General features: G+C 63.9%; 22 protein-coding genes and 1 other RNA gene. 12 read left to right on the top strand and 11 right to left on the bottom strand.

Annotation, left to right across the window (positions count from 1 at the left end):
* The first annotated feature begins 33 nt into the window (after positions 1 to 33).
* The 7 genes from pyk (at position 34) to CB0101_RS02305 (ending at position 8,261) form a co-directional block, all read left to right on the top strand.
* A complete protein-coding gene (gene pyk, locus CB0101_RS02335) occupies positions 34 to 1,491 on the top strand; it encodes a pyruvate kinase (RefSeq protein WP_010308845.1) in 1,458 nt (485 codons plus the stop codon).
* A gap of 44 nt (positions 1,492 to 1,535) precedes the next feature.
* On the top strand, positions 1,536 to 2,765 hold the full coding sequence (locus tag CB0101_RS02330; protein ID WP_010308850.1) for an ABC transporter permease: 1,230 nt from the start codon (positions 1,536 to 1,538) through the stop codon (positions 2,763 to 2,765).
* 119 nt (positions 2,766 to 2,884) lie between these two features.
* Positions 2,885 to 3,193: a DUF1830 domain-containing protein gene (locus CB0101_RS02325; RefSeq protein WP_010308853.1), complete on the top strand. Its 309-nt coding sequence runs from the start codon at positions 2,885 to 2,887 to the stop codon at positions 3,191 to 3,193.
* A gap of 86 nt (positions 3,194 to 3,279) precedes the next feature.
* Positions 3,280 to 5,244: an ATP-dependent zinc metalloprotease FtsH gene (gene ftsH / locus CB0101_RS02320; protein WP_010308856.1), complete on the top strand. Its 1,965-nt coding sequence runs from the start codon at positions 3,280 to 3,282 to the stop codon at positions 5,242 to 5,244.
* Between the two features lie 102 nt (positions 5,245 to 5,346).
* Positions 5,347 to 6,114, top strand: a complete 768-nt coding sequence (locus tag CB0101_RS02315; RefSeq protein WP_010308860.1) for a Coq4 family protein — start codon at positions 5,347 to 5,349, stop codon at positions 6,112 to 6,114.
* A gap of 13 nt (positions 6,115 to 6,127) precedes the next feature.
* Positions 6,128 to 6,577, top strand: coding sequence for a hypothetical protein (locus tag CB0101_RS02310; RefSeq protein ID WP_136643937.1), 450 nt, complete (start codon positions 6,128 to 6,130; stop codon positions 6,575 to 6,577).
* Between the two features lie 112 nt (positions 6,578 to 6,689).
* On the top strand, positions 6,690 to 8,261 hold the full coding sequence (locus tag CB0101_RS02305) for an amidase (RefSeq protein WP_010308867.1): 1,572 nt from the start codon (positions 6,690 to 6,692) through the stop codon (positions 8,259 to 8,261).
* 3 nt (positions 8,262 to 8,264) lie between these two features.
* Here CB0101_RS02305 and CB0101_RS02300 read toward each other — a convergent pair whose 3' ends face one another.
* Both CB0101_RS02300 and clpP read right to left on the bottom strand, forming a co-directional pair.
* Positions 8,265 to 8,405, bottom strand: a complete 141-nt coding sequence (locus tag CB0101_RS02300; protein ID WP_010308870.1) for a DUF2256 domain-containing protein — start codon at positions 8,403 to 8,405, stop codon at positions 8,265 to 8,267.
* Positions 8,406 to 8,415: 10 nt separating this feature from the next.
* Complete coding sequence (gene clpP / locus CB0101_RS02295) at positions 8,416 to 9,006, bottom strand: ATP-dependent Clp endopeptidase proteolytic subunit ClpP (RefSeq protein WP_010308873.1); 591 nt, start codon at positions 9,004 to 9,006, stop codon at positions 8,416 to 8,418.
* A 99-nt stretch (positions 9,007 to 9,105) separates the two neighbouring features.
* Between clpP and psb29 the strand changes: the two genes are divergently transcribed.
* Positions 9,106 to 9,780, top strand: coding sequence for a photosystem II biogenesis protein Psp29 (psb29, locus tag CB0101_RS02290; protein WP_010308876.1), 675 nt, complete (start codon positions 9,106 to 9,108; stop codon positions 9,778 to 9,780).
* Here the strand turns inward: psb29 and CB0101_RS02285 are convergent.
* The 4 genes from CB0101_RS02285 to petN all read right to left on the bottom strand — a co-directional run bounded on the left by CB0101_RS02285 (position 9,773) and on the right by petN (position 12,595).
* A complete protein-coding gene (locus CB0101_RS02285; RefSeq protein ID WP_010308878.1) occupies positions 9,773 to 11,032 on the bottom strand; it encodes a hypothetical protein in 1,260 nt (419 codons plus the stop codon). The two genes, psb29 and CB0101_RS02285, sit on opposite strands and share 8 nt — an antisense overlap.
* A gap of 26 nt (positions 11,033 to 11,058) precedes the next feature.
* A complete protein-coding gene (locus CB0101_RS02280) occupies positions 11,059 to 12,210 on the bottom strand; it encodes a CofH family radical SAM protein (protein WP_371413624.1) in 1,152 nt (383 codons plus the stop codon).
* A 92-nt stretch (positions 12,211 to 12,302) separates the two neighbouring features.
* Entirely contained in the window at positions 12,303 to 12,491 is a 189-nt protein-coding gene (locus tag CB0101_RS02275; protein WP_010308885.1) for a hypothetical protein, read from the bottom strand.
* 2 nt (positions 12,492 to 12,493) lie between these two features.
* Entirely contained in the window at positions 12,494 to 12,595 is a 102-nt protein-coding gene (petN, locus tag CB0101_RS02270; RefSeq protein WP_010308888.1) for a cytochrome b6-f complex subunit PetN, read from the bottom strand.
* Positions 12,596 to 12,671: 76 nt separating this feature from the next.
* Between petN and clpS the strand changes: the two genes are divergently transcribed.
* The gene (clpS, locus tag CB0101_RS02265; RefSeq protein WP_010308891.1) at positions 12,672 to 12,953 is read left to right on the top strand and encodes an ATP-dependent Clp protease adapter ClpS; all 282 of its coding nucleotides are present in this window, start codon (positions 12,672 to 12,674) and stop codon (positions 12,951 to 12,953) included.
* Here the strand turns inward: clpS and CB0101_RS02260 are convergent.
* Complete coding sequence (locus CB0101_RS02260) at positions 12,950 to 13,150, bottom strand: hypothetical protein (RefSeq protein WP_246833806.1); 201 nt, start codon at positions 13,148 to 13,150, stop codon at positions 12,950 to 12,952. The two genes, clpS and CB0101_RS02260, sit on opposite strands and share 4 nt — an antisense overlap.
* 90 nt (positions 13,151 to 13,240) lie before the next feature.
* Between CB0101_RS02260 and CB0101_RS02255 the strand changes: the two genes are divergently transcribed.
* Positions 13,241 to 13,519 carry a DUF2103 domain-containing protein gene (locus CB0101_RS02255; RefSeq protein WP_010308897.1) on the top strand — a complete coding sequence of 93 codons (279 nt, stop codon included), beginning with the start codon at positions 13,241 to 13,243 and terminating at the stop codon, positions 13,517 to 13,519.
* Here CB0101_RS02255 and CB0101_RS02250 read toward each other — a convergent pair.
* The gene (locus CB0101_RS02250; RefSeq protein WP_010308900.1) at positions 13,509 to 14,345 is read right to left on the bottom strand and encodes a sulfotransferase domain-containing protein; all 837 of its coding nucleotides are present in this window, start codon (positions 14,343 to 14,345) and stop codon (positions 13,509 to 13,511) included. The genes CB0101_RS02255 and CB0101_RS02250 overlap by 11 nt on opposite strands.
* A gap of 74 nt (positions 14,346 to 14,419) precedes the next feature.
* Here CB0101_RS02250 and CB0101_RS02245 point away from each other — a divergent pair, with 74 nt between their 5' ends.
* Positions 14,420 to 14,782: a hypothetical protein gene (locus tag CB0101_RS02245; protein ID WP_010308901.1), complete on the top strand. Its 363-nt coding sequence runs from the start codon at positions 14,420 to 14,422 to the stop codon at positions 14,780 to 14,782.
* A gap of 3 nt (positions 14,783 to 14,785) precedes the next feature.
* Here the strand turns inward: CB0101_RS02245 and ssrS are convergent.
* The 3 genes from ssrS to CB0101_RS02230 form a co-directional block, all read right to left on the bottom strand.
* A non-coding RNA gene (ssrS, locus tag CB0101_RS02240) (6S RNA) lies at positions 14,786 to 14,968 on the bottom strand.
* Positions 14,969 to 14,974: 6 nt separating this feature from the next.
* On the bottom strand, positions 14,975 to 16,246 hold the full coding sequence (locus tag CB0101_RS02235; protein ID WP_010308905.1) for a 5-(carboxyamino)imidazole ribonucleotide synthase: 1,272 nt from the start codon (positions 16,244 to 16,246) through the stop codon (positions 14,975 to 14,977).
* A gap of 62 nt (positions 16,247 to 16,308) precedes the next feature.
* Positions 16,309 to 17,205, bottom strand: a complete 897-nt coding sequence (locus tag CB0101_RS02230; RefSeq protein ID WP_010308908.1) for a carbohydrate ABC transporter permease — start codon at positions 17,203 to 17,205, stop codon at positions 16,309 to 16,311.
* A 56-nt stretch (positions 17,206 to 17,261) separates the two neighbouring features.
* Here CB0101_RS02230 and recQ point away from each other — a divergent pair, with 56 nt between their 5' ends.
* Positions 17,262 to 19,100 carry a DNA helicase RecQ gene (gene recQ / locus CB0101_RS02225; RefSeq protein ID WP_010308910.1) on the top strand — a complete coding sequence of 613 codons (1,839 nt, stop codon included), beginning with the start codon at positions 17,262 to 17,264 and terminating at the stop codon, positions 19,098 to 19,100.
* Positions 19,101 to 19,122: the final 22 nt, after the last annotated feature.

Genomic DNA, 19,122 nt, shown 5'->3' with positions numbered 1-19,122 from the left:
TGATAGGGTCGCTGGCATCTTTGGCTCCGCCGAATGGCCCTGCCCGATCTCACGCGTCGCACCAAGATCGTGGCCACCATCGGCCCTGCCACCGAATCTCCGGAACAACTGCGCCGCCTGATTGAAGCGGGGGCCACCACGTTCCGCCTCAATTTTTCCCACGGCGACCACAGCGAGCACGCCGCCAGGATCCGCACCATCCGTCAGGTCGCGGCAGAGATGCAGGCCCACATCGGCATCCTCCAAGACCTTCAGGGCCCGAAAATTCGTCTAGGCCGGTTCAAGGATGGACCGATCACCGTGGCCAAGGGTGATGCCTTCACCCTCACCTCCCGCGATGTGGCCTGCACGCAGGAGATCGCCACCGTGACCTACGACAAGCTCGCGGATGAGGTGGTCTCCGGCAGCCGCATCTTGCTGGACGACGGCCGTGTGGAAATGGTCGTCGATCGTGTCGACAAAAGCGATCAGACCCTCTATTGCACCGTCACCGTGGGTGGCGTGCTGTCGAACAACAAAGGGGTGAACTTCCCCGATGTGCAGCTCTCGATTCGAGCCCTGACCGACAAAGACCGGACTGACCTGGCCTTTGGCCTCCAGCAGGACGTGGATTGGGTGGCCCTCAGCTTTGTGCGCAATCCCTCCGATATGGAGGAGATCAAGGCCCTGATCGCCTCCCACGGCCACAACACCCCAGTGGTGGCGAAGATCGAAAAGTTTGAGGCCATCGACCAGATCGACGCGATCCTGCCCCTCTGCGATGGGGTGATGGTGGCCCGCGGCGACCTTGGCGTGGAGATGCCTGCCGAGGAGGTTCCTCTGCTGCAGAAGGAACTGATCCGCAAGTGCAACGGCCTTGGCATCCCGGTGATCACCGCCACCCAGATGTTGGATTCGATGGTGAGCTGCCCCCGCCCCACCCGCGCGGAAGTGAGCGATGTGGCGAACGCCATCCTCGATGGCACCGATGCCGTGATGCTCTCGAATGAGAGCGCCGTGGGTGATTACCCGGTGGAAGCGGTCGCCACCATGAGCCAGATCGCCCGCCGCATCGAGCGCGACTACCCCCGCCGCGAAAACGATGGCCAGTTGGCCTCCACCATCCCCAACGCCATCAGCCACGCGGTGAGCTCGATTGCGCGTCAGCTGGAAGCGGCAGCGATCCTGCCGCTCACCAAGAGCGGTGCCACAGCCCGCAACGTGAGCAAGTTCCGGCCCAGCACTCCGATCCTCGCCATCACCAGCGAATCCAAGGTGGCCTCCCAGCTGCAATTGGTGTGGGGCGTGCACCCTCTGCTGGTGGATGACGCCGAGAACGCCACCGCAAGCTTCAACCGCGCCATGGAAATGGCCAGCGATCAAGCGCTGCTGCGCGATGGCGACCTGGTGATCCAAACCGCGGGCACCGTGGCCGATGTGAGCGGTTCCACCGATCTGGTGAAGGTGAGCATCGTGGGCAAAGGCACCGTACTCGACCCCGCAATTCTCTGAGCAGCCCTGCAGGATGGTGATCCTGCAGCGTCTCGCTGAGCACCATGGCCGCCAAACTCGCTGTCGGTGAAACCGTGGGGATGGCCTTGGCCACCCTGAAGTCGAACCGCCTGCGCTCCCTGCTCACGATGCTCGGCATCGTGATTGGCAACGCCTCGGTGATCACCTTGGTGGGCGTGGGCCGCGGTGCGCAGAATCTGGCGGAGGGTCAGCTCAACACCCTCGGTGCCAACGTGTTGTTTGTGGTGCCTGGCAACAACGACAGCCGCCGCCAGGGCATCGACTTCCCCAAAACCCTCGTGCTGGAGGATGCCGAGGCGATCGCTGAGCAGGTGCCTTCGGTGAAGCGGGTGGTCCCGCAAATCACCCTCAGCGCCGTGCTTCAGGCAGGGGCCAAGAGCTCAAGCGCCACGGTCTCGGGCATCACACCCGACTTCCTCACGGTGCGCCGTTTCGAAGTGGCCCAAGGCCGCTTCATCGACCAGCGCGACCTTGATGGGGCCCGCAACGTGGTGGTGATCGGTCCGGATCTGCGCGACAAACTGCTGCCGGTGGGGTCTGCCATCGGCAAGCAACTGCGCATCCGCGACCAGAGCTTTGAGGTGATCGGTGTGATGGCCCCAAAGGGGGCCGTCTTCGGCCAAAACCAAGACGAGGCGGCCTACATCCCGCTCTCCACCATGGTGAGCAAGCTCTCCGGCCGTGATCCCACCTACGGCGTCAGTCTGAATTTCATCAGCGTGGAGGCCCGGGATGAAGCGAGCACCGGCGCGGCGAAATTTCAGATCACCAACTTGCTGCGCCAGCGCCACAACATCCTGCGGGAAGACGACTTCGCCGTGCGCTCCCAGAAAGATGCCCTGTCAATCGTGGGCACCATCACCGGCGGCCTCACCTTGATGCTGGGTGCGATTGGCGCGATCTCGCTGCTGGTGGGGGGCATCGGGATCATGAACATCATGTTGGTGTCGGTCAGTGAGCGCACCTCCGAAATCGGTCTGCGCAAAGCGATCGGTGCCCGCAGCAGCGATGTGCTCGCTCAGTTCCTGGTGGAGGCCCTGGTGCTGTCCAGCCTCGGCGGGGTCATCGGCAGCGCCCTCGGCCTTTCAGCCGTGGCGGCGGTGGCCGCGATCACGCCCCTGCCCGCTGCCATCGGCGGCACCAGCGTGCTGATCACCGTGGGGCTCTCCGGCTCCATCGGCCTGGTGTTTGGGGTGCTCCCGGCCCGGCGGGCCGCACGGCTCGATCCGATCACGGCCCTGCGCAGCCTTTAGGACGAGCAGAAAAGAAAGAAATTCCGTAGAAGCCTGAGATCGCGCCAAACGGTCTCAACTGCGACCATCGCTCTGGTCAGGGAATGGCTTCATAAGGTTCCCTTTCGGCAAGCTTTCCCTTGGCGCAGCTCACCTGTGGCTACCGCAACAGCAGCGATCGCATGGTGATCGTGCGCTGCATCGGCCCGGATGAGTTCTTTCTCGAACGGGTGGTGTTCCCCTTTGAGCTGCTCAGTTTTCTGGCGCCACCCGAATCGATTGTTCAGATCTGGACCCACAGCCTGGGTGGAGCTGAATTGCGAGAAAGCATTGCGGTCGAGGATCTATGCGTGGATCTCTCTGGGCTTGAGAGCACACCCGAACCGGCAGCGCCCGCGTCGATGGCGGAGAGCGTTGGCATGGCCCTTGACTGGCAGCAAGCCTCCTGAATGAGAAGGGATTGGGGCTGAGAATCCCGATCCAGGCAGGAGCCGCTTTACACTTGTAAACATCTCCACCTGCTTCTGAGGCGGCCATGAATCAGCGCTGGCGCACCATTGCCCTATGGGTGCTGCCCATCGGGGTAGCCCTGTTTCTGGGCTGGCAAGTGCTCGGCAACGGTGCCGGTCGCCTCAGCGCTCCCAACGGCCCCACCGTGGCTCCCAGCAACGCTGCGGTGGCTCGGATGAGCTACGGCCGCTTCCTGGATTACGTGGAAGCAGGTCGTGTCACCGCCGTCGACATTTTTGATGGTGGCCGCACCGCCGTAGTGGAAGCGGTCGACCCCGATCTCGACAACCGCGTGCAGCGCCTGCGCGTGGACCTGCCCGGGCTGGCTCCTGAGTTGGTGAACAACCTCAAGGAGCAGGGCATCAGCTTCGACATTCACCCGCCCCGCCAAGCACCGCCGGCCCTCGGCCTGTTGGGGAACCTCCTGTTCCCGCTGCTGCTGATCGGCGTACTGGTGTTCCTGGCTCGCCGTGGGAACGGCATGCCCGGCGGCCCCGGACAAGCGATGCAGTTCGGCAAAACCAAGGCGCGCTTTGCAATGGAAGCCGAAACCGGCGTGAAGTTTGACGATGTGGCCGGTGTGGAAGAGGCCAAGCAGGACCTTCAGGAAGTGGTGACCTTCCTCAAGACCCCTGAACGCTTCACCTCCGTGGGCGCCAAAATCCCCAAAGGTGTGCTGCTGGTGGGTCCTCCCGGCACCGGTAAAACCCTCCTGGCCAAAGCCATTGCCGGTGAGGCCGGCGTGCCCTTCTTCTCCCTCTCCGGCTCGGAGTTCGTGGAGATGTTTGTGGGTGTGGGTGCCAGCCGCGTGCGCGATCTGTTCAAGCGCGCCAAGGAAAACAGCCCTTGCCTGATCTTCATCGACGAGATCGATGCCGTGGGCCGTCAGCGCGGCGCCGGTGTGGGCGGTGGCAACGACGAGCGTGAGCAGACCCTCAACCAGCTCCTCACGGAGATGGATGGCTTTGAGGGCAACAGCGGCATCATCATCATTGCCGCCACCAACCGCGCTGATGTGTTGGATTCGGCGCTGCTGCGCCCCGGCCGTTTCGACCGTCAGGTGCAGGTGGATGTGCCCGACATCAAGGGCCGCCTGTCGGTGCTCAAGGTGCACTCCCGCGATAAGAAGCTCGCCGATGACGTGAGCCTCGAAGCCATTGCCCGCCGCACCCCTGGATTCTCCGGTGCTGACCTGGCCAACCTGCTCAATGAGGCCGCCATTCTCACGGCACGTCGCCGCAAAGACGCCACCAGCCTCGCCGAGATCGACGACGCGGTGGACCGGATCATTGCCGGCATGGAGGGCAAACCCCTCACCGATGGCCGCAGCAAGCGTCTGATCGCGTATCACGAAGTGGGCCACGCCTTGGTGGGCACCCTGGTGAAAGCCCACGACCCAGTGCAGAAGGTCACCCTGATTCCGCGTGGCCAGGCCCAAGGTCTCACCTGGTTCTCCCCCGACGAGGAGCAGATGCTGGTGAGCCGCGCGCAGCTCCGGGCCCGGATCATGGGAGCCCTGGGCGGCCGCGCTGCTGAAGATGTGGTGTTCGGCCACGCTGAAGTGACCACCGGCGCCGGCGGCGACATCCAACAGGTGGCGTCCATCGCCCGCCAGATGGTGACCCGTTTTGGCATGAGCGAAGTGGGCCAGCTCTCCCTCGAGGCTGGCAACCAGGAAGTGTTCCTGGGCCGCGACCTGATGACCCGCAGCGACGGCTCTGATGCCACTGCAGCTCGTGTGGATCTGGCTGTGCGCCAGATCGTGCAGAACTGCTATGAGGAAACCGTGAAGCTCGTGGCCGAGAACCGCGCCTGCATGGACCGGGTGGTGGATGTGCTGATCGAGAAGGAAAGCCTCGATGGTGATGAATTCCGTGCACTCGTGGGTGAATTCACAGCCATCCCTGAGAAAGAGCGCTTTTCTCCCTTCATCAGTGATGGTGAGGTGGTGAGCGAAGCCAAGGCTGAGCCTGAAGCTGCCCAGGCCTAAGCCCTTCTCTCAGCCCAACCAACGGCCCGTGCTTTGACGCACGGGCTTTTTTTGTGCACCATCAAGGGTACAAAAACCAACCGAGAGGAGCCAGCATCCACCATGGGATTCCGCTACCTCAATCAGATTGCATCCAAAGAGCACATCGCTGAATTTCTCGAACTGGCCGACCTGGCGGCTGGAGGCGGCGAGAGTGCCAGCAATGTGTTTGAGCTGTCGCGGCGGATCACCGGCAATCCAATGGTGGTGTGTGAGCGCAAACTCAAACAGGATCCAGCTGCGGCTGCCTTGATCAAGCAACGCCGCTTAAGTGGGCCCTACAACGTGGAGGCGATGAAGCAACTCCCGAAGGGAAGCCTCGGGCACACCTACGCCAAGGTGATGGAAGCGATGGGATACGACATCGATTTCTTCCCTGATCCGGCGTTCTACAACAACCTTGAAAGTGATGCTGATTACATCAACTACAGGGTCTACGCCACCCATGACTTACACCATATTCTGAGCGGCTTCAGTCTCGACAACTTTGGCGAGATCGGTGTAGTGAGTATCAGTGTGAGCCAGTTCAGCTTTCCCGGTTTCCTCTTTCTCGACCTGGTGAGTCTGATGCTGAGCTTTTTCCAGACCGACAAGCTTGACGAGGAGTTCACCAATGATCTGGAGCGTGCAGGCAGCATCGGCTACAGCTTCGACCTGATCACCCAGGGCATGAACATGGGGATCAAAGCCAAACCCCTCTTCCCGATCATTTGGGAAGAGCGCATGGCCGACAACCTCGATGATCTGCGCATTGAACTCGGCATCGAGCCGGTTCGCGAAGGCCCCTACAGCTGGTACAGCAATGCTGTCATTCAGGACGCCCTGAGCTAGGGCGCCCCCCATCATGACCAGCCGATACAGGGAGATGATTCCGCATGCGCTGGTGATGGTGATCGATGCCCTCTGGGGATGGACGCTCTCTTCCTTCGGACAGCCCCTGTTGATCGAACTGCTGGATCACCGTCAGTGGAAGGCCGTTGAGGTGTTCGACGGCTTGATTGTTCCCAGGCTGTGGGTGTCGTATGTGGTGATCCTTAGTGCTCAGTTGTTGTGGGTGCTGCTGGTCTCACCGCGTGAGCTGCCATCCAGGACGCTTCGACAACTCTGGTGGATCGGCTGTGGCATGAGCTTGACCACCGCACTGACGGTGCCGGTTCAACTCAATCTGCCTGCATCTGCCTCATTTCTTTTGCTGAGCGCACAGCTGATCGAGATCACCTTGCTCTATTGGCTCTCCACAGCTCTGCTGACCCCATCAGCCAAACGCAGGAACGTGATTCCTGGATGGAGGTAACAGTGGTTCGGCGTGGCAAGCCGAAGCGTGACGCATGTCGATTTTCGACAACACCCCCACAGCCTTCCAGAAGTGGTAGCCAAACTTTTAAGCGATTAACACAAACGCTGTTGTGACCCTCACTCGCCGCAACGCCCTGCAGATGCTTGGAGCCACTGCAGGCTTCGGAATGGCTGGAGCCCTTGGATTGGCCCCTTCCAGGGGGGTGAGGGCCGCTGGTGCTGCTCCAACGGAGGCCCGCGATCTCGAACTCGCTTATATGACGGCGACGAAGCAGCTCCAGCTGTTCCGCCAGAAAAAGCTCTCACCGGTGGAGGTGCTGAAGGCGCAGCTTCGGCTCACCGAGCAGCGCGGCAAGGTGGTGAACTGCTTCACCTACCTCCATCCCAAGGAGGCGATGGCGCAGGCCCAGGAATCGGAGCGGCGCTGGCAGCAGGGCAATCCGCGCGCGCTTGAGGGCATCACGGTGGCCCTCAAAGATGAGATGGCGGTGAAGGGCTGGACCATGACCGCCGGCTCGAAGGTGTTTCGGGATCGGGTGATGACCACGAACGACCCGATCGTGGTGAAACTTCTCGATGCCGGAGCGGTGCTGCATGCGCAGACCACCGTGCCCGAGATGTATTTCCTTGGGGTCACCTGGAGCGATCTCTGGGGCGTCACGCGCAATCCATGGAATCTTCAGTACGCCGTGGGCGGCTCCTCAGGCGGTAGCGGTGCTGCACTGGCTGCTGGTCTCACCACCCTGGCCACCGGCTCAGATATGGGCGGATCGATCCGGATTCCTGCGGCCTTCAACGGCCTTTGGGGCTTCAAACCGCCCTATGGACGGGTGCCGGTGGAGCCGACCTACGTGAGCCTGCTTCCTTCTGTGCTGGGGCCCTTGGCCCGCACCCTGCCGGACATGATCCGCCTGGAGAACGTGATCTCCGGCCCAGCGCCCGGCGTGATGAACTCCCTGCGCCCGAAGCTGGACCTCCCTCTCACCTACGCCGGGGTGAAGGGCATGCGGATTGCCTACTCACCAAATCAGGGCTGGGCCAAGGTGAGTGAGAACGTGCGGCGCAACACCGAGGCCGCCCTTGCGGCCCTGGAGCGCCAGGGCGCTGTGATCACCAAGGTGGACCTGGACCTTGGGGTGAGCGGCAGCGACATCCGCAAGGTGCTGATGGAATCCTTGCTCACCGGCATTCAGGGGGCCGACATGGCCGATCTGGTGAGCCAGAAGGATCAGCTGACGAGCTATGGCCGTCACTTCGCCGAACTGGCATCCACCTCGATGGGACCGCAACAGGCGCGGCATGCAGCACAGGTCTCGGCCGAGATCTATCGCCGAGTCGACGCTCAGGTGTTCCAGAGCGGGTATCAGGCGCTGATCATGCCCACGCTCACCACCAGCGAAATACCCGCCGATATCGACCCCTTCCGCGACACATTGCTCGTGGATGGTGTGGAGGTGGATCCCCTCGCCGGCTGGGTGCTCACCCCCCTCTGGAACCTGCTCAATTGGAACCCCGTACTGGCTGCACCCACAGGACTGGATCCCGACAACATGCCCACCAGCATCCAGATCATTGCGCCCACCTATGAGGACGCCACCTGCATGCGTGTGGGATCAGCCCTGGCCTCGGCGATGCCGCAGCTCTACACCGGAAACCGCTTCCCCACCCTCACCCGCAGCTGATCCTCAGCGGCGTTTGCGGCAACGGTCGGAGCAGTAGATCACCTCCTCCCATACCGTTGCCCATTTCTTACGCCATGAAAAAGGCCTGCCGCACACGGGGCAGACCTTGCTGGGCCGCTCCGAAGGAGGGCGGCCCTTGCCCATCGGGCGCTGCTTAGACGGCACGCACCGGACGCTTGTCGATCACCTTGTCGATCAAGCCGTACTCAGCGGCTTCGGCAGGTGACATGAAGAAGTCGCGGTCGGTGTCTTCTTCGATGCGGCTCAGGGGTTGGCCGGTGCGATCGGCGAGCTCCTGGTTGAGCTTCTTCTTGAGGTAGAGGATCTCGTCAGCCTGGATGCGGATGTCGCTGGCCTGGCCGCGGGCACCACCGAGGGGCTGGTGGATCATGATCCGCGAGTGAGTGAGGCTGCTGCGCTTGCCCTTGGCGCCGGCGCAGAGGAGGAAAGCACCCATCGAAGCGGCCAGACCCACGCACACCGTGTGCACATCCGGCTTGATGTGCTGCATGGTGTCGAAGATGCCGAGACCGTCGTAGACGGAGCCTCCGGGGGAATTGATATAGAGGTAGATGTCCTTCTCAGGGTCTTCGGCCTCCAGGAAGAGCAGCTGGGCCACGATCCGATTCGCCGACTCGGAGGTGACGGGCTCGCCGAGGAAAATGATGCGCTCGCGCAGCAGGCGCGAATAGATATCGAATGCCCGCTCGCCCCGGCCCGACTCTTCGATCACGATCGGGATCATCGACACAGGGGGCTCAGCAGCTGGCGGGATCCTACTGAGCTTCTGCCGAGTTCAGCGATCCTCGCGAGCTAGGGTCCCAGCACCTCAAGCGATGAGAGCGTGGGCGTGAGCCTCACTGTTGCCGATAGCAAGCGTGCCTTCCATAGCGCTTTTTCCTATGTGATCGCACCGATCTACCGGCGCCTGGTGGATGAGCTGCTGGTGGAGCTGCATCTCCTCAGCCATCAAAAGGGTTTTCGGGCCGATGGCCTGTTCGCCGTGGGCCTCACCCAGGTGTTCGACAGCTTCTCCACCGGCTACCGCCCCGAGGCCCAGCGGGAGCCGCTGTTCCAGGCGCTCTGCAGCGCCAACGGCTTTGACGGCGCCGCCCTGAGGGCCCAGGCTGAGCAGGCCCGTCAGCAGGTGGGGCACCACAGCCTGGAGGAGGTGAAGGGTTGGCTCTCGAACCAGGGTCAGGGTGCCCCTGAGCTGATCGCTTCACTTCTGCAAGGCGTGCAGCGCGATGACTTCCACTACTCACGGCTGGTGGCCGTTGGTCTGCTGAGCCTGCTGCAGAGCGCCCAGGGTGCTGATGCCCTCGATCCTCAGGCCTTGCGGAGCGCCGCGCACGAGATCGGTGAATCGATGGGCTTGATCAAAGATCGCGTGGACAAAGATCTCAGCCTCTATGCCGGCAACATCGAAAAGATGAGCCAGGCGGTGGAGCTGATGGAGGAAACCGTGGCAGCGGAGCGGCGCCGCCGTGAACGCGCCGCGGAAGGCAGCGCTACCTGAGCTCGAGCCTTCCGCTCAGAGCTGTGGATCCTGAACCGCGCCCCTGCAGCACCAGCTGCGAGGCGCGCTTCACCACCAACGGCAGCCCAGGCGGCAGCAACTCCAGTTGATCGAGTGCCTGGGGTTGCAGCAACAGCTGCCAGTCGGCAGCCACAGGATCCGCAAGGGAGGGTGCCTTCAGCGGATTGGGACCAAGGAACAGCAACAGTTCATCCCCGTTCAGCCAACGCCACCCGCCCACGACGGCCGCATCTTCGCGGCTCCACAAACTGAGACCCGACGCTGGCTGCGAGCGGGTCAATCCCTGTTGCTCCAGGGCCGCACTCAGATCGCGAAGCCAGCGATCCCACAGCGAACGCTCGCCGGGCAAGCGCACCAGCAGCTGCAGGCCGGCGCGATACGGGCCCTCAGGCTGAGCCTGAAGCTGCAGGCTGAAGGGTGCGCTCTGAAGCCGCCGCACCTGTTCTGGACCGAGGCCGTAGCGCTCCGCCAGGGCATTGCGCAGCAGCGCTGTACTGAGCAGGCCACGCAGGAGCAGATCCAGCCGCTGACCTCGAAGCTCAAGGGGTTGGGCCGCATCCTGTGACTTGCCCAAGGAAGGAATGGACAGCCTGGCGGGAGCAGCCGCCATCGCATCAGGACTGGCTTCCGCTTCCCCTTCCCACAGCAGCGCGCGGCTTTCGCTGCGAAGCGTGATGCATCCCAATTGCAGCGTCATCGCCAAGGGCGCCAGGGGGCCCAGCATCTGGGCCAGCGCTGCAGGATTCCAGTGCACAGCTTCCTGCTGCAGCAGAGCCTGACTGCAGCGCTGATCAAGGCCCCGAGGCGGACGGCGCCGCAGCTTGAGCTGTTGCTCGAGCAGCTGCCTGGCCAGGGGACTGGGGGCCACCACGATCAGATCATCGACGCGCAGACCATCCGGTGGGAGTGGGTCAGTGGGGCTGGCGGAGAAGACCAGATAGGCACCGGCATCACCGTGCGGCCCCCAGAACTGCCACCAAAGCCGCCGCTGGGCGCGCCAGTAGCGCTGCGCCAGCTCAGGGCCGAGTCGTTGTTGCCAAAGGGCTGGAGCGGGCTGCGCCGGCCGCGCCACAAAGCTCTGCAGCAATGCTGCGTCGGGCATGAGCCGGTCGAGGCCGCTGGCCAGACGCCGGGGCACCAACAGCACCAGCGCAGCCGGAATCACCAACAGGGCCACGCTGGTGAGCGCGGTGACCCGCAGGGGCAGATCCCGCAGAGACAGCTCTGGCAAAGACAGGTTCTTGAGAGAGAGCGGCTTCAGACGCACGCCGGTACCGCCCCATAGAGCGTGGTGCGCTGACGCACAGGGCGTTGAAGCGCACCGGCCGCTGCCCGCAGAGCCTCAACCGATTGGGCCGTACCACCGAGGGCTCCGGCAGCGCTGGTGATGCTCTCCTCCATCAAGGTGCCACCCAGGTCGTTGGCGCCCCATCGCAGCGCTTCGGTGGCACCCGCCAGGGTGAGCTTCACCCAACTGGGCTGGTGGTTCACGATCCAGCGATCCAACAGCAACCGGGCCTGGGCCGTGAGGGCGAGCATCGCCGCAAGCTCGGGCTGATCGCGGCCCACGCGCTGCCGGAGGGGCGCTGGAGCCTGCGCACCGATGAAGGGGAGCAACACGAACTCGCTGAACCCAGCCTGCTGATGCTGCCAGGCCATCTGCTGCAGAGCCACCAGCGTGAGCAGATGGGTGGCGCGCTGACGGTTGGATTCGATGTGACCGGCCATCAGCGTGGCCGTGCTGCGCAAGCCACTGCGATGCACCTGGAGCACCACGGCACACCACTGCCGAGCCGTGAGCTTTTCGGGGCATAGCCGCGCGCGCACCGATTCATCCAGCACCTCCGCTGCGGTACCAGGAATCGAGCCGAGGCCAGCGTCGAGCAGTCCATCGATCACCGCCTGAAGCGGCAGGGCATCCTGCTCGGCAATGAACAGCAGCTCCTGCGGCGAAAACGCATGCAGGTGCAAACCAGGGGCGGCGGCTTGGAGGGCTTCCAGCAGCGCCTGGTAATAGCGCAATGCAGACCCCTCCTGCCGGGCATCCGGATTGAGCCCCCCCTGGATGCACAGCTCTGAAGCGCCCAGCTGGGCAGCTTCAGCGGCTCGCTCCTGCAAGGTGTCGAAGCTGTGCCAGTAAGCCCCGTCCGCCCCGGGATCACGGCGAAAGGCGCAAAAGCTGCAGTGCTGCAGGCAATGGTTGGTGAAATTGAGGTTGCGGTTCACCACATAGGTGACCGTCTCCCCCACGAGCTGCTCTCGCAAGCGATCGGCATGCCCTCGCAGGGCTTCCGATGCAGGCATGGCGAGCAGCTGATCCGCCAGGCTCACACTGCTGGCACTGGTTGGATCAGCGCTGAGCTGGGCCACGAGCTCCCGCTGGAGATCGTCACTCCAGATCGGAGGCAGGCTTGCCACAGCTGGTGGAGCCAGCGCAGGAGCGCAAACCACTTGCTCCGAAAGGCGCCAGGCCCAGGGGTCAAACGACTCCTGCTGAGCAATCACCGCAGGGCCTTGGCTTTGGTGCGGGGTTTGGCAGTGGGGACCACAGGCTGCTGACGGCGGCGACGATCACGCCACTCGACAGTGGAGAGGTAGATCACCCCTCCACTGACAAACACCAACAGAGAGGCCGCCAGGATGGCCAGCACGTTGTTGAGCGTGAGGCCAGCAACAACAACGTCGCTCACGTTCAGAAGTTGATGGAGCCGTCGCCGTTACGGCCCCACACCACCATGGCGATCGAGAAGGTGAATACGGCGCACAGAGAGGCCCAACCCACGGTGATCAGCATGGAGCTGTTGCGAATGTGGTTGGAGTGTAACCAGCGCCAGGCGCCAAACTGAGGGCGCAGAACGGCTTGTGATCAGATGGCACAGCAGGCGGTACGGGACAAGCAGCGGGTTGACGCCCCCTATCCCACTGGCCGCGTGATCGTGCTCGACGACGACCACAACACCTTTCAGCACGTGGTGGAGGTGTTGGTGCGTTACATCCCGGCCATGACATCCGATCGGGCCTGGGAGCTGGCCCATCAGATCGACGGCCAGGGATCAGCGCTCGTGTGGAGCGGTCCGCTCGAGCAGGCGGAGCTGTATCACCAGCAGCTCGGGGCCGAAGGACTCACGATGGCGCCGCTGGAACGGGGCTAAGCCCGGCTGCGCAACAGCAGATCAAACAAGGGCCGGGTGCGCAGCCGCTGTGACTGGGCATCGAGCACAAAACTGAGCACCCGCCCCGAGCACACCGCAAGCCCCTTGAGATGGCGATCGCCGCGCTGCTCAAGGCTGATCACCTGGGATGGAGAACCCAGCTCCCGCAGCAGTTCTCGCCGCAGCAACTCGCGCATCTCAGGCTGAGCCCGCACGGCCATGGCGACCCAAAAGGGGACACATGGTTTAGCAGGAATCCCTAGGGTTGACGACCACATGCGGCAGCGATGGGCCGGCTGGTGATCACCCACAGCACCTACCTGGAGGGGCTGATCCCACTGCTGAAGCGGCTGGTGCGCGATCCAGCGATCGACACCATCACACCCGCCGTGATCGCTCGGGTGAAGGGCCGTTCGCCAGAGCTGCGTCTGCGGGTGTCCACGCCGATCACGGGGGGCTGGAAGCTGGTGGCCCGGCGGGGCAGCAGCGCCCAGGAGGTGTTCGTGGTCACGGCCCTGAATGCCGAAGCCCTGGAAGAGCGAATCGGTCAGGCGCTCAGCCGCTGAATCCTGCTCCAGTGTGAGGGGAGTCCCATAGGGGGAACTCAGGCAAAAGCGCCTGCAGGCGTTGGTTGGGCTCGCGGTAAAAGTCATGGAGGTGAGCCCGCACCTCCGGTGCGATCTCCGTCTTAGCCCGGCCCACATTTTCCGGAGCCGAGAGGGGCGGCAACGGCTGGAGATCCAGGTCGAGAAAACGCTGCACCGTGGCGTAGGAAGTGGCCGGTTCCGCGAAAAAGTCTTCGCTGCGCAACACCAGCAACTGCTCGCGGGGGTAGAGCTGCAGCACCTGCTCCAGCTGCTCGGCATACAGCCCACGCCGCTTGTAGTGGTTGGGCTTGCCCTTGCCAGAGGGATCGGCTCCCATCAAGGCATCAGCGGCTGATCGCTGCTCCACGCCGCGCTGCAGCTGATGGCCGTAATGGGAAATGGCCCGGGCCACCGGATTGCGCAGCAGCACGATCAAGCGCGCCTCGGGCAACAGGGCATGCATACGGGGGATCACCACCGATGCCCGATAGAGGTAGGCAGGGGTGGCTTCCAGGCTGCAGCGGCCACCCAGCCACTGCTCCCAGAGGGGGAAATAGGTGCGATACCAGCGTTCGCCGCGCTCAAAGCACTCATCGAAATAGTGCACCTCCTTGATCGCGGAAAACATCACCTGCGGGTGATGGCGCAACCAGGCATTGAGGGTGCTGGTGCCCCCCTTCATCGTGCCGATGATCAGGGCCGAGGGCAGAGGGCGCAGCGGCGCAGTAAGCCAGTAATAGGGATAGGCCCCCTTGCGCAGTGCGCCACGCAGCCATCGGGGGCGCACCAGCACCGAGCGATCCATCCAGCAAAGCCCTGCTACAGGGAGATTGGCACGGGGATTCGGCGCTTCTAGCTTGAGCTCAAAGCCATCGAGCCATGCAGCGATACGCGATCAACGGCGATTGGGAACGCCTGGGCACATCCAAGCAGTGGCTCGAATGGTCGAGCGGTGATCAGGATGAGATCACGGGTTGGTTCAAAGTGAGCCGCCGGCGGATTCGCATGTTCAGCAGTGATGCTGACGGTGAGCCGGGTGCACGGCTTGCAGCAGGCCGAGTGACCCAGCCATCACTGTTGCGCTCATTGAACGATGGGACGTGGGGCAGCAACCCGGGGCTTTCAGGTGCTGATGCCGGCGAGGTGGATGTGTGGGGCAACGGGATCAACAAGCTGGCCAGCTTGATGGTCACCAATGAGCGCCTCTATGACGCGCTGTTCGGTGTCGTGCCGATGCAATGAAGAGGGTGAACCGCTGTGCCGTTCTGCCCCAGATTCCGACCTGGATAAACCAGAAGGGGAGTCAAAGCGAAGATTCGTTTCCGGCTACGAGGCCGGTTTACGGCACTGTCGCGACAGACGCCCCAAGTCGAAAAGGGAGTCAGATCAGAAAACTGTAGAAGGCAGTCACCAACACAGCAGTCCGAGCAAATCTTAAGCCGACTGATCGGCCTCAGAACCTGGCGGAAGGGGCCAGATCTGCCGCACCTGCTCCAATCGCTCCATCGCTTCCTGACGCCGGGCCGCAGGATCCCTCTGCTGAAGCAGCAGGGTCACATGGCCGAGTTTGCGGCCCAGCGAAGCACCCGCTTTGCCGTACCAATGCAGATGGGCATCAGGCAAGGCCGCAAGCGCCTGACGCTGCCCCTCGTAGGCCGCCGCGGGATCCTCGGCGCCGCGGGCTTCAAAGCCCAGCAGGTTCACCATCAGCGCACCGGGGCTCTGGAGGGCTGGTTCGCTGAGCTGCTGCCCTGAGACCGCCAGCAGCTGCAGATCGAACTGGCTGAGGTCGCAGGCCTCAATCGAGTAATGGCCTGAGTTGTGCGTGCGTGGGGCCAGCTCGTTGATCATCAGCCCGCGGGGGCCATAGAACAATTCGATCGACAGCACGCCCACGTAGTTGAGTGCCGTGAGCAGCGAGGCCGCCATGTTGCGCACGGCCTGCTGCAAGGCATGGGGGGCTTCGTAGGGAGCCAAGACCCAATCGCACACCTGCTGGTGCTGGTGGGTTTGCACAACGGGCAGGCACACCACATCGCCGAACTGGTCGCGGGCAGCCACCACGGCCAGCTCCAGCTCGAAACTCACAAACTCCTCAACGATCCAGTTGCTGGCATCCACACGCGCCAGCAGACCATCGAGATCGGCATCACTGCGGAGCACAGCGGTGCCCTTGCCGTCGTAACCGCCGCTGGCGGCCTTGGCCATCAACGGATAGGCAAAGCCAGGCGGAAGCTGGGGTGATGCCGCAGCCGGGGCCGGATTCGGTATTGCCGCTGCATTGGAGCCACCATCCGCGGGCTCGGCGGGCTCCGGCGGTTCATGCACGCGCTCCAGCGGGAACCAGGCCGGCGAGGGCAGGTTGAAGCGATTAAGCAGCTCCCGCTGGCTGCGCTTGCAGACCAGGGGGCGCAGGGCCTCGAGATTCGGGAAAAAACGCACACCATCGGCGGCCAGGGGTGCCAGGCCGTCGAGATCAACCCATTCGTTTTCAAAGCTCACCGCGCTGCAACGCGACGCCAACTCACGGGTGGCGGCCACATCCCGCACGTCGGCCTGAATCACCGACGTGGCCAGGCTCACCGCCGGATCCTGAGCGCCTGGGGTCTGCACATGCAGCTCCACACCGCGGCGGCGGGCCGCTTCAGCCAGCATCCAGGCCAACTGCCCGCCGCCCACGATTCCGATCGATGGGGCTGCGCCCATGCGCGCGATTGATCAATGGATCAATGTCGCATCCACGCGGCCGTGAGCGTGGCTGGCGGTCCTCAGCTGAAACCTTTATCGCCGGCGAAGGCAAAGCGCACCAGGCTGAGCAGCAGCACGATCACGAAGAGGGCCAGACCCACCGTGCAGGCGTAGCTGATTTCCAGCTCCGCGAATGCCTGGTCGTACACGTAATACACGAGGGTTTTGGTGGCATCGGCCGGACCGCCCTGGGTCATCAAATAAACCTCCTCGAACACCTTGGTGGCGGCGATGGCGGAGATCACCGCCACCAGGGTCACGTAGGGGCGCAGCAGCGGCAGGGTGATGTCGAGGTGCTTGCGCCAGCCTTCGCTGCCATCGAGCTCGGCAGCCTCGTAGAGATCAGCACTGATGCCCTGGAGCCCCGCCAGGAAGATCACCATGTAGTAGCCGAGGCCTTTCCAGAGGGTCACCACCATCACCGAGGGCAAGGCCAACAGCGGATTGGTGAGAAAGCCGATCGGTTGAAAACCGCCCGGCCATAGGGCACTCAGCCAGCCGTTGATCAGGCCGGTTTCGGCGTACAGCCAGCGGAAGGCGATCGCGGCCACCACGATCGACACCAACACCGGCGTGTAGAACGCGGCCCGAAACCAGTGAATCCCTGGCAACTGCCGATTCACCAACACCGCCAGGGCGAGGGAACCGAGCACCACCGGCGGCACCACACCCACCAGATAGAGCAGGGTTGTGCCGAGCACCTTGAAGAACATCGGGTCGCTCAGCAGGCGGCGAATGTTCGCCAGCCCCACGAACTGCAACGGCTCACTCACATCCAGACCGCTCTGGGTGAAGCTCATCACCAGGGCCATGGCCGCTGGGATCAACACCGACAGCCCAATCAGCACAAGGCCCGGGGCCAGGAAGCCCCAGGCGGTTGCGGAGGACGCACCGATGCGGGGGGAACGCTCAGCCATGCAGCCAGCCGTGATCGCGCCATTGTGGGAGATCTCGTCCGATCAGCCACTCGCCCATGCTGAGCAGCCCGGCCCCGCGGACCAGCGATCCGCTGGAGGTGCTGCAACGGGTGTTCGGTTACGCCAGCTTCCGCGGGCCGCAAGAGGCGATCGTGCGCCACGTGATCGGCGGCGGATCCGGCCTGGTGCTGATGCCCACCGGCGGCGGAAAATCGCTCTGCTACCAAGTGCCGGCGCTGTGCCGGCCGGGGCTGGCTGTGGTGATCTCGCCGCTGATCGCCCTGATGCAAGACCAGGTGGAAGCCTTGCAGCAGCTTGGGATTGCGGCCGCCGCCCTGCATTCCGGCCTGGAGGCTGATGAAAGCCAACGGGTGTGGCGGCAGCTGAGCGATGAACAGCTGGATCTGATTTATGTGTCGCCCGAGCGGCTGCTGAGCGGTGATCTGCTGGAGCGGCTCGGATCGGCGCCGCTGGCCCTGTTCGCCATCGATGAAGCCCATTGCGTGTCGCAGTGGGGGCACGACTTCCGCCCTGAATATCGCCAGTTGGATCAACTGGCGCAGCGCTTTCCGAAGGTGCCGCGGCTGGCCCTCACCGCCACCGCCGATCCGCGCACCCAGATCGACATCCGCGAGCGGCTGCAGCTGCAGCAGGGCGAGGTGTTCCTGGCCAGCTTCGATCGGCCCAACATCCGCTATCTGCTGCGCCACAAACAAAGCGGCAACACGCAGCTGCTGCAGTTCCTGGCGGAGCATCGGGGCGAATCCGGGATCGTGTATGCCCGCTCGCGCAGCCGGGTGGATCGGGTGGCCGCGGAACTCAAGGCCGCGGGCTACGACGCGATCGGCTACCACGCCGGCATGGACGCCGAGGCGCGGCGCCAGGCGCTGCAGCGCTTCCGTTTGGGCAGCGGCGTGGTGGTGGTGGCCACGATCGCCTTCGGCATGGGCATCGACAAACCCGACGTGCGCTTCGTGGCCCACGTGGATCTGCCCAAGAGCCTCGAGGCCTACTACCAGGAAACAGGCCGGGCGGGCCGCGATGGTTTGCCGGCGGTGGCCTGGATGGCCCATGGCGCCGGCGATATCCCTCAGCTGCGCCGCTTCATCGACGACTCGGGCGCCAGTGAGGAGCAGAAGCGGATCGAGCACGGCAAGCTCGAGGCGCTGATCGCCTACAGCGAAGCCAGCGGATGCCGGCGCCAGGTGCTGCTGCGCCACTTCGGCGAAGGGCTGGCCGAGCCGTGCAACAACTGCGATGGCTGTCTGGAGCCCCAGGAGCGCAGCGACTGCCGTGTGGCCGCGCAGAAAGCGCTGTCTGCCGTGTATCGCACCGGGCAGCGCTTCGGGGCAGCCCACGTGGTGGATGTGCTGCTCGGCGGCAACACCGAGCGGATCCGCACGCTGGGGCACGACCAACTGAGTGTGTACGGCATCGGCAAGGAGCTGGACCGGGGGCAGTGGCGGGCGCTGCTGCGTCAGCTGGTGAGCCTCGGAGCGCTCGTATCGCCGGCGGACGCCAAAGGGGGCCTGTGTTTTGGTCCACCCGAGCTGGTGCAACCGCTGTTGAAAGGGGAGCGGGATCTGGAGCTGGTGCTGCCGCCACCAGCGAAGGAACAGCGCCGCCGCAGCGCCGGCAGCGCAGGGGGCGCAAGCGCGGCCGTGGATGCCGACGATCCGCTGCTGGCCGCCTTGAAAACCTGGCGGCGCGAGCAGGCCCGCGATCAGGGGGTGCCGCCCTATGTGGTGTTCCACGACCGCACCCTGGTGGAGCTGGCGGCAGTGCGTCCCGGATCCCTGAGCGAGCTCGGACGCGTGAGCGGCATCGGCACAGCCAAGCTCGAGCGCTACGGCACTGCACTGCTGGAGGTGCTGGCAGCAGCAGGCGACCGATAGCCTCAGGTGACAGCAGCGTTGT

The sequence above is a fragment of the Synechococcus sp. CB0101 genome (assembly GCF_000179235.2).
Lineage (GTDB): Bacteria > Cyanobacteriota > Cyanobacteriia > PCC-6307 > Cyanobiaceae > Vulcanococcus.
This window is presented reverse-complemented; position numbering and strand designations above follow the sequence as displayed.